The 14,441-nt window shown below is 74.4% G+C and carries 12 protein-coding genes; 9 read left to right on the forward strand and 3 right to left on the reverse strand.

Annotation, left to right across the window (positions count from 1 at the left end; all coding sequences use genetic code 11):
• The first annotated feature begins 2 nt into the window (after positions 1–2).
• The 4 genes from ACFYU0_RS22590 to sucD all read left to right on the forward strand — a co-directional run bounded on the left by ACFYU0_RS22590 (position 3) and on the right by sucD (position 5,544).
• Positions 3–1,064, forward strand: coding sequence for a hypothetical protein (locus tag ACFYU0_RS22590; RefSeq protein WP_389303761.1), 1,062 nt, complete (start codon positions 3–5; stop codon positions 1,062–1,064).
• 131 nt (positions 1,065–1,195) lie between these two features.
• On the forward strand, positions 1,196–3,028 hold the full coding sequence (locus tag ACFYU0_RS22595; RefSeq protein WP_389303763.1) for a hypothetical protein: 1,833 nt from the start codon (positions 1,196–1,198) through the stop codon (positions 3,026–3,028).
• Between the two features lie 422 nt (positions 3,029–3,450).
• The gene (gene sucC / locus ACFYU0_RS22600; protein WP_351670291.1) at positions 3,451–4,632 is read left to right on the forward strand and encodes an ADP-forming succinate--CoA ligase subunit beta; all 1,182 of its coding nucleotides are present in this window, start codon (positions 3,451–3,453) and stop codon (positions 4,630–4,632) included.
• Between the two features lie 27 nt (positions 4,633–4,659).
• Positions 4,660–5,544: a succinate--CoA ligase subunit alpha gene (gene sucD / locus ACFYU0_RS22605; RefSeq protein WP_351670289.1), complete on the forward strand. Its 885-nt coding sequence runs from the start codon at positions 4,660–4,662 to the stop codon at positions 5,542–5,544.
• 87 nt (positions 5,545–5,631) lie between these two features.
• Here sucD and ACFYU0_RS22610 read toward each other — a convergent pair whose 3' ends face one another.
• Entirely contained in the window at positions 5,632–6,675 is a 1,044-nt protein-coding gene (locus ACFYU0_RS22610) for a helix-turn-helix domain-containing protein (protein ID WP_351670287.1), read from the reverse strand.
• Between the two features lie 96 nt (positions 6,676–6,771).
• Here ACFYU0_RS22610 and ACFYU0_RS22615 point away from each other — a divergent pair, with 96 nt between their 5' ends.
• On the forward strand, positions 6,772–8,703 hold the full coding sequence (locus tag ACFYU0_RS22615) for a DUF6350 family protein (protein WP_389303766.1): 1,932 nt from the start codon (positions 6,772–6,774) through the stop codon (positions 8,701–8,703).
• Between the two features lie 62 nt (positions 8,704–8,765).
• On the opposite strand, the gene ACFYU0_RS22620 is transcribed toward ACFYU0_RS22615, so the two are convergent.
• Positions 8,766–9,542 (reverse strand): hypothetical protein, encoded by a 777-nt coding sequence (locus ACFYU0_RS22620; protein ID WP_389303768.1) that lies wholly within the window; start codon positions 9,540–9,542, stop codon positions 8,766–8,768.
• Positions 9,543–9,824: 282 nt separating this feature from the next.
• Here ACFYU0_RS22620 and purN point away from each other — a divergent pair, with 282 nt between their 5' ends.
• Together purN and purH are read left to right on the forward strand one after the other, a co-directional pair.
• A complete protein-coding gene (gene purN / locus ACFYU0_RS22625) occupies positions 9,825–10,463 on the forward strand; it encodes a phosphoribosylglycinamide formyltransferase (RefSeq protein ID WP_351670278.1) in 639 nt (212 codons plus the stop codon).
• Positions 10,460–12,031: a bifunctional phosphoribosylaminoimidazolecarboxamide formyltransferase/IMP cyclohydrolase gene (purH, locus tag ACFYU0_RS22630; protein WP_351670275.1), complete on the forward strand. Its 1,572-nt coding sequence runs from the start codon at positions 10,460–10,462 to the stop codon at positions 12,029–12,031. The genes purN and purH overlap by 4 nt, the downstream gene beginning before the upstream one ends.
• A 78-nt stretch (positions 12,032–12,109) precedes the next feature.
• Here the strand turns inward: purH and ACFYU0_RS22635 are convergent, their stop codons facing one another.
• On the reverse strand, positions 12,110–12,748 hold the full coding sequence (locus tag ACFYU0_RS22635) for an RDD family protein (protein WP_351670272.1): 639 nt from the start codon (positions 12,746–12,748) through the stop codon (positions 12,110–12,112).
• A 277-nt stretch (positions 12,749–13,025) separates the two neighbouring features.
• Between ACFYU0_RS22635 and ACFYU0_RS22640 the strand changes: the two genes are divergently transcribed.
• Positions 13,026–13,880: a bifunctional methylenetetrahydrofolate dehydrogenase/methenyltetrahydrofolate cyclohydrolase gene (locus ACFYU0_RS22640; protein WP_351670270.1), complete on the forward strand. Its 855-nt coding sequence runs from the start codon at positions 13,026–13,028 to the stop codon at positions 13,878–13,880.
• Positions 13,870–14,346 (forward strand): DUF3017 domain-containing protein, encoded by a 477-nt coding sequence (locus ACFYU0_RS22645; protein ID WP_351670268.1) that lies wholly within the window; start codon positions 13,870–13,872, stop codon positions 14,344–14,346. The genes ACFYU0_RS22640 and ACFYU0_RS22645 overlap by 11 nt, the downstream gene beginning before the upstream one ends.
• Positions 14,347–14,441: the final 95 nt, after the last annotated feature.

The raw sequence follows: 14,441 nt of genomic DNA on the forward strand, positions 1-14,441 counted from the left end.
TCTTGACCCTGACAGCAGCTCCGTTCGGGACCGCTGTGCGCGCGCTGCGCGCCGCGGCCGGGCGGCGTGCGCTCCAACTGGCGCTGCTGCTCGGCGGATTGCTGGCACTCGGCTTCCTCTGCGGGGAGCAGGCCCACGCGGCCGAGGGCACGCCCACCACCCCGGTGAGTTCGGTACTGCCGCGAATCTGGCACGAGGCCGCGCAGACCGCCGGGGCCGGGACCGTCACGGCGAGGCCCCGCACCGCGCCGGCCACCGCCACGAAGTCCCACACCGCACCGGCCGTCCAGTCCCTCACCGCGCCGGCCGCCGGGGCGGCGTCCGCCACCGCGCCGGTCACTGCCGCGAGGTCCCGCACCGCGCCGTCAGCCGACGCGGGAGCCGTCACCGGACGGGTCGTCAGCGTCGTGCGCGGGGTCACCGGCGGCACCGTCGTCGGACAGGCCGTCACCTCGGTGGAGGCGGTCGCCGATCGCGTCGTCACGCCGGTGCGCACCGTCGTGCGCGAGACGGCCGGCACCCTCGACGAGGCGCGGTCCACGACACTGCCCGGGAGATCCGCCCTGCCCGTGCCGGAGCTCCCCGGAGTAGCCGAGCTGCCCGTGCACCGACCGCCCGTGCCGGTCATCCCGGTGCCCGGGCCGGACCGGCACGGCGGCGTGGCACCGGCCGACGGACAGGCCGGCGGGCCCGGCACCGAAAGCGCCGGAAGCGCCGAGCGCACCGGGCACCGCACCGCGGCCCCCGCACGCCCGTCGGCGGCCGCCTACGGTCCGGACGCCGTGTCCGCCACCGCGCAGGCCCCGACGGCCCCGGCCCGCACCCGCGCGCGCCACGCCCACGCCCCGGCCGGCGCTCCGGCCCAGCGGCCCACGCCGCCCGGGGACCCGGACGGCGCCCTCGGCAAGCAGGCGGCCGAAGGCACCGCCTATCGGCACGGCGACGCGCACGCGATCGCCCTCGACGGCCGGGCGCCCCTGCGGCTGCTGCCCGGCGCCACCGCGCGCGTCGACGCGCCAGGGACCCGGGAACGGCACCGGGACATCCCTCTCTTCCCCGGCTAGGCACAAGGGCCGACCTCCGACCTGTCGCGCGGGGCGCAGCAGGTCTGCCCGCCGTCCGGGCGTGTTCTCCCGATCTCTCGGCGATCCCCGGACGGAAACCCCCAGCCGTTTCCGAAGGACTGACGCACGCAATGAACAAGAACATCCGCCGTTCCATAGTGATCGCCGCCGGTGTCACCGGCGCCTGGGCACTGGGCTCGGCCGCGGCCAGCGCCGACGAGCTGTCCTCCCCCTCGGTCTCCGTGCCGGACACCGACACCAGCACCGGCACCCTGACCGGCGCGCTCACCGGCACCGTCGACGGCGTCCTCACCGACGTCACCGATGTCACCGGCGCCACCGGTGTCACCGGCACCGTCTCCCGGCTGACGGACACGGCCGCCGACACCGTCGCGGGCACGGCGTCCGAGGCGCGCAAGCCGGCCGGGGCCGTCACGGACACCGCCGCCGGCGAGGCCCGCCGTCGCGCAGGAACCACGACCCCGGCCGCCAAGCGGATCAGGGGCGACCAGGCCGTCAGGGGCGCGCAGGCCGCCCGCGCCGCACAGGACCGGGCCGAGGCGCACGCGCCGACCGCGCAGCACGCCCAGCACCTGCGGGAGGCGGGCGACGGGCTCCTCGGCGGCACCACCGCCCGGCCCGCCAGGGTGGCCGAGGTGGTCACCCCCGTCTCGGCCCCCGCCCCTCAGGGGGAGATCGACTACCTCTTCGGCCCGCTGTCCTCCTTCGCCCCCGAGGTGGAGGAGGCGCTGGCCGCCGCGCAGACCGGGCTCCGGACCACCGCGTCGGAGACCCGCCTGAGGGCCGGGGACACCGTCTCCGGCGTGCCCGCGCACGTCACCGGCACGGTCGCCGGCGCCCAGCGGCGGGTCACGGGCACCGTGGGGGCGGTTCCGGGCACCGTCGCCCCGGTCGTGGACGAGACGGCCACCGCCGTGGTCCCGCCGGTGGCCTCCGCCGCCGTGCACGGTGTGCTGCCGGTCGCCGGGCAGGCCGTGGCGGGTGTCCTCCCCGCCGCCGGGCACGCGGTCGAGGGCGTGCACGGCACCGCTGCGGGCGCGGTGACGGGCGTCCGGCACACCGCGACGGGCGCCGTGTCGGGTGTGCTGCCCACCGCCGGGTACGCGGTCGCGGGCGTCGATGGCACCGCCACGGACGCCGCGGCGCACGTGCGCGGACTCGCCGCGGACGCCACGGCCGACCTGAACGGCGTCACGGGCGGCGCCGTGACCGGCGTCGACGGGACCGCCACGGGCGCGGTGGGCGGCGTGCGCGGTGCCGCCGGGTCCGCCGTGGCCGGAGTGGACCGCACCGCCGGCGGCGCCCTGGCCGACGTCCTGCCCGTGGCCGGCGGGGTCGTCGAGGGCGTGCCGCCGTACGCCACGGGGCTGGCCGGCCGGGTCGTCCAGGACACCGGGGACGCCGTGCTGCCGCCGGTCGCCGGGGCCGCCGTGCACGGGGTCGTGCCGGTCGCCGGGCAGGCCGTCACGGACGCGGGGGCGCTCGCGTACGGGGTGACCGGTGCCGTGGCGCCCTTCGCGTCCGGTGTCGTGGGCGCCGTGCCGCCGGCAGTCCAGGAGGCGACCGGGCAGGCCGGCGCCCTCGCGCACGGCGTGACCGGGCAGGTGCCGCCGTTCGCGGCCGGGGTCACCGGGTCCGTGCGGCCGGTGGTGGACCAGGTCACCGGGACGGTGCGGCCGGTCGTGGACGGCGTCGGCGGCAGTGCGAGCGGGCTGGCGTACGGCGTGGCGGGCGAGGCGGTGCCGTTCGCGGACGGCGTCGTCGGCGCGACCGGGCCCGTCACGCGGCAGGTGGGGCCCTTCGCCCAGGACCTCGGCTGGACCGCGCGGGTCACCGCCGGGCCGCTGGCCGCCCACGCCGTGGACGGCGCCGGGCGGGCCGCTGAGACCGTCACTCCGGGGTATGCGCACGGCCTGACCGACCAGTACGGCGTGCGGGCCTGAAGCCCGCGACCGACTCCGCGGAGCGGACCGGACCCGGACGGCCGAATCCCGTCGGCCCGTCCGGCCGGCCCTCCGCGGCACGGGGCGGGTGGTTCCCATTGGGGTGGGGACCGCCCGTCCAGGGCCCCAGCGGCCCGTTCGGGGGCCTCACCGGGTTCACCCCAGCCCGGTGAGGCCGCGCACATCCCTCCATCCTCGGCACGCGGTGCCAGCAAAACCGGCATCATGTGACAGGTATCACCGCTCAGGTGTGACCCTCGATTTAGGGACCCCCGGCAAGCGGCGATAACCTGCGAGACGGACATGCCGCGCGCTCGGACACCGTGTGCGCTTCCCTTGTGACACAGCGGACGTCACGTTGCCCTTCGCGGCACGCCCACGCATCCAACGAACCGCGAGATCACTGATAGGGACGGAAGCGCGTGGACCTGTTCGAGTACCAGGCGAGGGACCTCTTCGCCAAGCACGATGTACCGGTGCTGGCCGGTGAAGTCATCGACACGCCTGAGGCGGCGCGCGAGATCACCGAGCGGCTGGGCGGCAAGTCCGTCGTCAAGGCGCAGGTGAAGGTCGGTGGTCGCGGCAAGGCCGGTGGCGTCAAGCTGGCCGCCTCCGCGGACGAGGCCGTCGCCCGGGCGACGGACATCCTCGGCATGGACATCAAGGGCCACACGGTCCACAAGGTCATGATCGCCGAGACCGCTCCGGAGATCGTCGAGGAGTACTACGTCTCCTTCCTCCTCGACCGTGCCAACCGCACCTTCCTCTCCATCGCCTCCGTCGAGGGCGGCATGGAGATCGAGGAGGTCGCGGCCACCCGTCCGGAGGCCGTCGCCAAGATCGCGATCGACGCCATCGACGGCGTGGACGAGGCCAAGGCCCGCGAGATCGTCGAGGCCGCCAAGTTCCCGGCCGAGGTCGCGGACAAGGTCGTCAACGTCCTGATCAAGCTGTGGGACACCTTCATCAAGTCGGACGCCCTCCTCGTCGAGGTCAACCCGCTGGCGAAGGTCGCCTCCGGCGAGGTCATCGCCCTCGACGGCAAGGTGTCGCTCGACGAGAACGCCGAGTTCCGCCACCCCGAGTACGAGGAGCTCCACGACAAGGCCGCGGCCAACCCGCTCGAGGCCGCCGCCAAGGAGAAGAACCTCAACTACGTCAAGCTCGAGGGCGAGGTCGGCATCATCGGCAACGGCGCGGGTCTCGTCATGAGCACCCTGGACGTCGTCGCGTACGCCGGTGAGAAGCACGGCAACGTCAAGCCCGCCAACTTCCTGGACATCGGCGGTGGCGCCTCCGCCCAGGTGATGGCGAACGGCCTGGAGATCATCCTCGGCGACCCCGACGTCAAGTCGGTCTTCGTCAACGTCTTCGGCGGCATCACCGCCTGCGACGAGGTCGCCAACGGCATCGTGCAGGCCCTGAAGCTCCTCGAGGACCGCGGCGAGAACGTCAGCAAGCCGCTCGTCGTCCGTCTGGACGGCAACAACGCCGAGCTGGGCCGGCAGATCCTCACCGACGCCAACCACCCGCTGGTGCAGCGCGTCGACACCATGGACGGGGCGGCCGACAAGGCCGCCGAGCTGGCCCACGCCGCCAAGTAAGCACTCAGGACGAGGACACAACACACCATGGCTATCTGGCTCAACAAGGACAGCAAGGTCATCGTCCAGGGCATGACCGGCTCCACCGGCATGAAGCACACCAAGCTCATGCTCGGTGACGGCACCAACGTCGTGGGCGGCGTGAACCCGCGCAAGGCGGGTCAGTCCGTGGACTTCGACGGCACCGAGGTACCGGTCTTCGGCACCGTCAAGGAGGCCATCGAGAAGACCGGCGCCAACGTCTCCGTCATCTTCGTGCCGGAGAAGTTCACCAAGGACGCGGTCGTCGAGGCCATCGACGCCGAGATCCCGCTGGCCGTCGTGATCACCGAGGGCATCGCCGTGCACGACACGGCCTCCTTCTGGGCGTACGCCGGCAAGAAGGGCAACAAGACCCGCATCATCGGCCCGAACTGCCCCGGCATCATCACCCCGGGCCAGTCGAACGTCGGCATCATCCCGGGCGACATCACCAAGCCGGGCCGCATCGGCCTGGTCTCGAAGTCCGGCACGCTGACGTACCAGATGATGTACGAGCTGCGTGACATCGGCTTCTCGACGGCCGTCGGCATCGGTGGCGACCCGATCATCGGCACCACCCACATCGACGCCCTGGCCGCGTTCCAGGACGACCCCGAGACCGACCTGATCGTGATGATCGGCGAGATCGGCGGCGACGCCGAGGAGCGCGCGGCCGCGTTCATCAAGGAGAACGTGACCAAGCCGGTCGTCGGCTACGTCGCGGGCTTCACCGCGCCCGAGGGCAAGACCATGGGCCACGCCGGCGCCATCGTCTCCGGTTCGTCCGGCACCGCCCAGGCGAAGAAGGAGGCCCTCGAGGCCGCCGGCGTCAAGGTCGGCAAGACGCCGACCGAGACGGCGAAGCTGGCCCGGGAGATCCTGAGCGCCTGAGCTTCCTGACCGAGTGCCGGTAGGCCCGTCCCCGTGTGGGGCGGGCCTACCGGCGTTCGCGCCCGCCGTGCCGCGGGCGTGAGGGCGTCACCCGGCCAGGGGCGTCAGCCGTTGCGGGCCGCTGGTCTGCGAGCGGCGGAGCTTGTCGCGCAGTGCCTGCTCCTCGCGGGACAGGGGGCCCATCGCGGCGGGCGGCGGCACCCCCTGCACCGCCTGGGCCGGGGCGATGGGCGGCTCGTAGTGGGTCGGCGCGGTGCGCAGGGTCAGCGCCGTGGAGCCGATGATCGCGACCGTGAAGGCGATGGCCGCGCGGGTCCAGAACACGTTCCGGCGTTCGCCGGTCGTCCGTACCGTCGTAGGTCTCGGCGGCTGCAGCCGCTCCGTCGAGGCGAGCTCGACCAGCCGCCGGTGCAGTTCGGCGGGGTCGGCCAGGTGCGGGACCCGCGCCGCCACCGCCTCCCGGGCGCGGGTCAGCCGGCCGGCCGCGGCGGGCGTGCTGGCCTCCGTCTCCGCCGCAGTCTCGGGCAGGTCGAGGCCGACGCCGTCGTACAGCACGAGGGTGCGCCGGTACGACGGCGGCAGTTCGAGCAGGGCGTTCAGCAGCGCGCGGTCGGCGGGGTCGGCCGGCGGGGGCTCGGGGGAGCGGTGGCGGGGGCGGAAGCGGTGCCAGGGGGAGAGGGCCCACTCGTAGGCCATCGCCCGCACCCAGCCCGCCGGGTCCCGGTCCTGGGCCACTTCCGGCCAGCGCTGCCAGGCGACCTGGAAGGCGTGCTCCACCGCCTCCCGGGCCAGCTCACGGCGCCCGGTGAGCAGGTAGGTCTGCCGGACCAGGGCGGGGGCGCAGAACGCGTACAGCGCGTCGAAGGCCTGATCGGGCGTCAGCGCGGGCGGTGCCGCCGCCCCGTCGGCGTCCCTCCGGCCGGCCGCGGGTTCGGCGAGGGCGGCCAGCAGGCGGGTGTACGCCTCGCCCTCCCGGCCGCCGGGAGTGCTGCGGCCACGCTCCCAGGCGCGGAGCGTGGCGCGGCCGACGCCGATCCGCTCGGCGGCCTGAGCCTGTGTCAGCGCCGCCGCCTCGCGCAGGCGTCGGCGTTCCTTCGGTGGTGGCAACGGGCTGGCCGGGCTTTCCGTCACAGAACACTCCTTCAGCCGAAAAAGTACATAAACATATATTGAGCGACACATCGGAGGTTCTGCTGTTACGACGGGAAAGCGCGTGTCGTTGGGAGCATGGCGGGCGTGACCCTGATGACCGATCGCCGACCGTCGTTGCCGCCCCTGCTGCACGGAATGCGCGACCGATCGCCCGGACTGGGCGCCGGCCTGCTGGGCGGCGCGGTCGCCGCCGCGCTCGGGCTCGGCTCGCTCGCCGTCCTCGTGCTGGCGCTGTGGATCAGCTCGCCGTACCCCGACAGCGGACCCGACGGCGCGCTGCACGTGGCCGCCGCGCTCTGGCTGCTCGGCCACGGCGTCGAACTGGTCCGCACCGACACGCTGTCCGGCGCGCCCCAGCCGGTGGGCGTGTCCCCGCTGCTGCTCCTCGCGCTCCCGGTGTGGCTGGTCTACCGGGCCGCGCGGGACGCCACGGACGCCTCGCCCGAGCCCGACGGCCCGCCTCCCGTCCCGGCGCGCACGGCGTGGACGGGCGTGGTCCTCGGCTACCTCGGCGTCGGCGCCGCCGCAGCGCTGTACTGCTCCGGCGGCGCACTGCGGCCCCAGTGGGGCTGGGTGACGGTGTGCCTGCCGCTGGTCGCCGCCGTGCCCGCGGCCGTCGGGGTGTGGACGGCGCACGGCTGCCCGCGCGGGCCCCTGCGCGCCCTGCTGCCCCTGTTGCCCGGGCCGGTACGACGGCTGCTGACCGGGGCGGACGCGTGGGCCCGGCTGGACGCGGCGGTACGGGCCGCCGCGGCCGGGACCGCGGTGCTGGTCGGCGGCGGGGCGCTGCTGCTCGGGGTGTCGCTGGTGCTGCACGGCGATGTGGCGCGCGCGTCGTTCCTGCAGCTCACGGCGGGCTGGACCGGCCGCTTCGCGGTACTGCTGCTCGGCATCGCGCTGATCCCGAACGCGGCGGTGTGGTCGGCGTCCTACGCCCTCGGCCCCGGCTTCGTCCTCGGCGCCGGGCACCTGGTGCACCCCCTCGCCTCCGACCCCGCCCCGCTCCTGCCGCCGTTCCCGCTGCTCGCTGCGGTGCCGGACGCGGGCCCCGGGACCCGGCTGAACTGGGGCGCGGGCCTGGTGCCGGTGGCGGCCGGGGTGACGGTGGCCTGGTTCCTGGCGCGGGCGGCCGCCGGCCTGCGGGGACGGGAGAAGGCCGAGCGGCGGGCGGCGCCCTGGTCCGCGCTGCGGACGGCGGGGGCGCTGGTCGTGGCGGCGCTGCTGTGCGGAGCGGCCGTGGCGCTCCTCGCCGCGCTGTCCGGAGGCCGCCTGGGCGCGGCCGCGCTGGCCGACTTCGGCCCGGTGTGGTGGCAGGGCGGTCCGGTGGCCGCGGTGTGGGTCATGACGACCGGTCTGCCGGTCGCGCTGATCTCACGGGCCTGGCGGCTGTGGCGGGGCCGGGCGGGGGACACCGGGCCGGCCGGGCGGGCGGCGAAGGACACGGGGGCCGGGCGGGCCGCACCCGGGAACACCACCGAGGAGCCGGCCGGGGGTGCGACGCCCAAGCAGCCGAAGACCGGGAAGGCGGCGCGGACGGCGAAGGCGCCGGGCGGGGGGCGGCTGGAGGACGAGCTCTACGACTTCCTGCCCACCGACGACCCGTACCCGCCGGCCTGGCAGAACGACGACCTCTCCCGGGCGTCGCGCTGGGAAGCCCTGCGCGCGGCCGCCAAGCCCCCGCGGCAGTGGCCGCCCCTGGCGCCGGCGACGGACACCGGAGGCCCGACACCCGCCGAGCCACCCGCGCAGGACGACGGCCCCGGCCGTTCACCGGCGCCGGCCGCCGAGTCATCCACGCAGCAGCCCCTGCCCACGGCGACGGACGGGGCCCGGCCCACCGAAGCCGCACCCGCCCAGGACAAGGACCAAGTCCCGCCATCGGCGCAGACCGCCGCACCCTCGGAAGGGCCGACCCCGACTTCCCCGCCGCCGGACGAGCCCCGCCCCACCGGCGAAGCGGCTCCAGCCGACTCCCGCGCAGAGAAGGGCGAGTCGGCTTCGTCGTAGGCACAGGCGCCGAGCCGCCTCGCTCCGTGGGCCCCGGGTCACCGACCCGGACGTACGAGACCTCAGCCGTCCCCGACCCCGAGGACCCCGCGCAGCTCCTTCGGCAGGTGCTGCTCGCAGGACTGCTTGGCCTGGTGGGTCAGGGCGTCGCTGACGCAGGTGTAGTAGTCGCTGTAGACGAGCTGGACCGTGAAGGTCATGGCCACCAGCAGCAGGGCCAGGCCGGCCGTGACCAGGCCGCTGATCGCCGCAGTGGTCTGCGGGCGGGCGCCGGCCGCGGGGGCGGGGGCGGGGGCGTCCGGGCCGGGGTTGCGGGGCTTGGCGCGCAGGGCACTGATGCCCCAGTACAAGGCCAGGGCGCCCAGCAGGAGCGCCACGTACGGCCAGCTGAACAGGGCGAAGAAGACGGCCCACATGCCGGACAGCAGGGCGTAGCGCGCACGGCGCTGGGCCGGGTCCGTCGGGTCCCAGCGCATGCCGGGGCCGGTCGGGCCGCCCGGTCCGGGGCCCTCGGGGCGGCTGCCGGGGCGTTCGCCGAAGCCGCCGGGGGAGCGGCCGGGCTGGCGGTCGCTCCACTGGCTGCCCCACCGGGAGTCGCCCTGCGAACCCGAGGAACCCTCCGGGTGGCGGGGCCGCCACGGCTGGTCCGGGGCGCCTTCCGGCGGCGGCGCGAACGGGTTGTCGTCCTGCCGCTCGCCGCCCTGCTCCTCGCCGTCCCTGCCGCCCGACGGCGCCTCGGGCGGCGAGGCCGGCCGCTCCCGGAGCAGCACGCCGGCACGCTCGCCTCGCTGGGCCCGGAGCGGCGGGAACGTGAGGAGTCGCAGGCTGCGATCGGGCATCAAAAGAGCGTCTTCCCCTAGGTGAGCGCGGTTGTCCGCGTTGAGCTTCCACCCCGTGAACGCACCGCACGGCGACCGCGTTCCCGGGGCTGCTCCTTCGTGATTCCCTCCGAACGCTACCTTCCGGCCCCGCCCCCGTCCCGAGGGGGCCTTCCGGAGTGCCGGTATCGTTGCTGGCGGTCGGCCGCTTCGTAGACTTCCCCGTATCCCGGGGCGCGAAGCATTGGTGCGAACGCACAAAGCGCCGGCCGGACATGTCGCTCACCGAGAAAGGGCCCCGCCGTGGCCGCCACCCCCGCTGGCCGAGCGGTCAAGCGCCTCGTCGTGCTGGTCTCCGGATCCGGCACCAATCTCCAGGCGCTCCTGGACGAGATCGAGCGCACCGGAGCCGAGGAGTACGGCGCGCGGATCGTCGCCGTCGGGGCCGACCGCGGCGGCGTCGAGGGGCTCGCCCGCGCCGAGCGGGCCGGACTGCCGACCTTCGTGTGCCGCGTGGGCGACCACGCGACCAGGGAGGAGTGGGACGCGGCCCTCGCCGAGGCCGTGACCGCGCACCGGCCCGACCTCGTGATCTCCGCCGGCTTCATGAAGATCGTCGGCAAGGAGTTCCTGGCGCGGTTCGGCGGGCGGTTCGTCAACACCCACCCGGCCCTGCTGCCCAGTTTTCCCGGGGCCCACGGCGTGCGCGACGCGCTCGCGTACGGCGCCAGGGTCACCGGCTGCACCGTCCACTTCGTCGACGACGGCGTCGACACCGGGCCGATCATCGCCCAGGGCGTGGTCGAGGTCCGGGACGAGGACGACGAGAGCGCGCTGCACGAGCGCATCAAGGAAGTCGAGCGAAGGCTGCTCGTCGAGGTCGTGGGGCGGCTCGCCCGCAACGGCTATCGCATTGAGGGACGAAAGGTAGTTATCCAGTGACCGCCACCGCCGAGAGCACCAAGCGGCCCATTCGCCGGGCGCTCGTCAGCGTCTACGACAAGACCGGCCTGGAAGACCTCGCGCGCGGCCTGCACGAGGCCGGTGTCGAGCTGGTCTCCACCGGCTCCACGGCCGGCCGTATCGCCGCCGCCGGCGTCCCCGTCACCAAGGTCGAGGAGCTGACCGGCTTCCCCGAGTGCCTGGACGGCAGGGTCAAGACGCTGCACCCCAAGGTGCACGCGGGCATCCTCGCCGACCTGCGGCTCGACAGCCACCGCGAGCAGCTCGCCGAGCTGGGCGTGGAGCCGTTCGACCTGGTCGTCGTCAACCTCTACCCGTTCCGCGAGACCGTCGCCTCCGGCGCCTCGGACGACGAGTGCGTGGAGCAGATCGACATCGGCGGCCCGTCGATGGTCCGCGCCGCCGCCAAGAACCACCCGTCGGTGGCCGTGGTGACCAGCCCGGAGCGGTACGCCGACGTGCTCGCCGCCGCGTCGGCCGGCGGCTTCGACCTCGCCACCCGCAAGCGGCTCGCCGCCGAGGCCTTCCAGCACACGGCCGCCTACGACGTGGCCGTCGCCTCCTGGTTCGCGTCCTCCTACGCCCCCGTCGACGAGTCGTCGTTCCCCGACTTCCTCGGCGCCACCTGGGAGCGCGCGCACACCCTGCGCTACGGCGAGAACCCGCACCAGCCGGCCGCCCTCTACGTCGAGGCCGGCGGCGCCGGGCTGGCGCAGGCCGAGCAGCTCCACGGCAAGGAGATGTCGTACAACAACTACACGGACACGGACGCCGCGCGCCGTGCCGCGTACGACCACGACGAGCCCTGCGTCGCGATCATCAAGCACGCCAACCCCTGCGGCATCGCGGTCGGCGCGGACGTCGCCGAGGCGCACCGCAAGGCGCACGCCTGCGACCCGGTCTCCGCGTACGGCGGCGTCATCGCCGTGAACCGGCCGGTCAGCAAGGAGATGGCCGAGCAGGTCGCGGAGATCTTCACCGAGGTCATCGTGGCGCCCGGCTACGAGGAAGGGGCCCTGGAGGCCCTCGCCAAGAAGAAGAACATCCGGGTCCTGAAGGCCCCGAACGGCCCGGCCGACCCGGTCGAGGTCAAGGCGGTCGACGGCGGCGTGCTGCTGCAGGTGACCGACCGGCTGCAGGCCGAGGGCGACGACCCGGCCAACTGGACGCTCGCCAGCGGCGAGGCCCTGAGCGAGGCCGAGCTGGCCGAGCTCGCCTTCGCCTGGAAGGCCTGCCGCGCGGTGAAGTCCAACGCGATCCTGCTCGCCAAGGACGGCGCCTCGGTCGGCGTCGGCATGGGCCAGGTCAACCGCGTCGACTCCTGCAAGCTGGCCGTCGAGCGGGCCGGCGAGGAGCGGGCCCGCGGCGCCTTCGCGGCCTCCGACGCCTTCTTCCCCTTCCCCGACGGGCCCGAGATCCTCATCGGCGCCGGTGTCCGGGCGATCGTCCAGCCGGGCGGCTCGATCCGTGACGAGCAGGTCGTGGAGGCCGCCAAGAAGGCGGGCGTGACCATGTACTTCACCGGTACGCGCCACTTCTTCCACTGAGCCCCGCGGGGCCACGGGAAGCGGCCTCCGGCCCCCTTCGCGGGGGCCGGAGGCCGCTTGGCGTTGCGGGCGCTCAGCTCACGGGTTGCGGATCACGATCGAGCCGCAGATCTTGTCGGCGAACGTCTGGCGCTTGGAGTCCCACGCGGGCCAGAGGTAACCGAGGTAGCAGGGCAGGCCGTCGATGATGTGGGCGAGCTGACGCACGAACGCCATGCCGCCGCCGAGCGGCTGGCCGGTGTCCTCCTTGAGCGTGCGGATGCCCAGGGCCTTCTTGCCGACGGTCTGGCCGGTCTTGCCCTCCTGGATCACCTGCCAGACGAGGACGCCGATGCCGAGCAGGAAGCCGACCAGCGTCAGCACCGGGGCGCCCGCCTTGGCGCCGATGACGGCGAGGGGGACGTAGGCGACCATGTAGATGATCATGTCGATCAGCTTGCTGAGGAACCGCTGGCCCCAGTTCGCGTACTGCGGCTGCATCCCGTAGCCGCCCTGCTGCGGGTAGCCCGGGTAACCCGGCTGCTGGGGGTAGCCGTAGCCCTGCGGGGGCACGCCCTGCGGGGCCTGGGGGTAGCCCGGCTGCTGCGGGTAGCCGTAGCCCTGCTGCGGAGGGACGCCCTGAGGAGCCTGCGGGTAGCCCGGCTGCTGCGGGTGCCCGTAGCCCTGCTGCGGGTCCTGCGGCTGACCATAGGGGTTGTTGGGCGAGCCGAAACTCATGGCGGATTTCCTCCGTTGAATCTGCGGGGACGACGCGGAAGGAACGGAGGTACGTCAGGATCTGAGCGGTTTGCCCCCCAACCGGACCGCGATACTGCGCCGTTCATCGTCGTCGCGGAGGCGAGTTCTTGTCCAGCCGGATTCGCGATGCGTTGTGCAAGTGCAACATCGTCGATCATGTCCGGACATCCGCGGCCGCCGCCGGGGCCGTCCCAGGTGCCGGACGGCGGGGGACCCGGATTGGAACCGGGAGCCGGTCATCCGCGAGGATGGGTGCATGACCGCCCAGATTCTCGATGGCAAGGCCACCGCAGCCGCGATCAAGTCCGATCTGACCGCCCGCGTGGCGGCGCTGAAGGAGCGGGGCGTCACGCCCGGCCTCGGCACGATCCTGGTCGGGGAGGACCCCGGCAGCCAGAAGTACGTCGCCGGCAAGCACCGCGACTGCGCCCAGGTCGGCATCGCCTCCATCCAGCGCGAGCTGCCCGCCACGGCCACCCAGGAGGAAATCGAGGCGGTCGTCCGGGAGCTGAACGAGGACCCGGCCTGCACCGGTTACATCGTGCAGCTCCCGCTGCCCAAGGGCATCGACGAGAACCGCGTCCTGGAGCTGATGGACCCGGCCAAGGACGCCGACGGCCTGCACCCGATGAACCTCGGCCGTCTGGTGCTGAACGAGCCGGCTCCGCTGCCCTGCACCCCCAACGGCATCATCACCCTGCTGCGGGCCCACGGCGTCGAGATCAAGGGCGCCGAGGTCGTGGTCGTCGGCCGCGGCGTGACCATCGGCCGCCCGATGCCGCTGCTGCTCACTCGCCGCAGCGAGAACGCCACCGTGACCCAGTGCCACACCGGCACCCGCGACCTGTCCGCCCACCTCAGGCGGGCCGACATCATCATCGCGGCGGCCGGCTTCCCGCACCTGATCCGCGCCGAGGACGTCAAGCCGGGCGCGGCCGTGCTGGACGTCGGCGTCTCCCGCAACGCGGAGGGCAGGATCGTCGGCGACGTGCACCCGGACGTGACCGGCGTGGCCGCCTGGATCTCCCCGAACCCCGGCGGTGTGGGTCCGATGACCCGGGCGCAGCTGCTGGTCAACGTGGTCGAGGCGGCGGAGCGCAGTGCCGGCTGAGGACGACCGTACGGTGACCGGGCAGCCGACGGTCCGCGACGCGATCAGCGCCCCCGACGCCCAGGGGCGCCCGCGGCGCGTGACGCGCCGCTTCCCGCTGTTCACGCGGGACACCGCGCGCCCCGAGGGTGGCGGCCGGGCCGCCCCCGGTGACGCCCCGGCGCCCGCCCGGCAGTGGCCGGTGCTCGTCGTGCTGTCCGCCGTCGCGCTCGGCCTGCTGCTGACCGCGCTCGACGTGTTCCGCTACGGCACCCTGCTGATCGGCGTCGCCCTGCTGGGCGGCGCGGCCCTGCGCTGGGCGCTGCCGGGCGTCGGCATGCTCGCGGTCCGCTCGCGGTTCACGGACATCGTCACCTACGGCGTCCTGGGCCTCGCGATCGTGCTGCTGGCGATGACGGTCCAGCCCAACCCCTGGCTGAGCATTCCGTTCCTGAAGGACGTACTGCACTTCACGCTGACCAAGTAGCGCCACCGGCGCGGCCCCTGACGGGCCGCCCGGCGGCCGGCGCCGTGCGACGGCGGCCCGTCCCCTCCCCCGAGCAAGGACGGACCGCCGTCGGG

It is taken from the genome of Streptomyces sp. NPDC003720 (genome assembly GCF_042875075.1).
Lineage (GTDB): Bacteria > Actinomycetota > Actinomycetes > Streptomycetales > Streptomycetaceae > Streptomyces.

Bases quoted from the DNA above. Each gene is read 5' to 3' on its own strand.
- ACFYU0_RS22595 (WP_389303763.1), top strand. From the start codon at position 1,196: ATGAACAAGAACATCCGCCGTTCCATAGTGATCGCCGCCGGTGTCACC.
- sucD (WP_351670289.1), top strand. From the start codon at position 4,660: ATGGCTATCTGGCTCAACAAGGACAGCAAGGTCATCGTCCAGGGCATG.
- ACFYU0_RS22615 (WP_389303766.1), top strand. From the start codon at position 6,772: ATGGCGGGCGTGACCCTGATGACCGATCGCCGACCGTCGTTGCCGCCC.
- ACFYU0_RS22620 (WP_389303768.1), bottom strand. From the start codon at position 9,542: ATGCCCGATCGCAGCCTGCGACTCCTCACGTTCCCGCCGCTCCGGGCC.
- ACFYU0_RS22635 (WP_351670272.1), bottom strand. From the start codon at position 12,748: ATGAGTTTCGGCTCGCCCAACAACCCCTATGGTCAGCCGCAGGACCCG.
- ACFYU0_RS22640 (WP_351670270.1), top strand. From the start codon at position 13,026: ATGACCGCCCAGATTCTCGATGGCAAGGCCACCGCAGCCGCGATCAAG.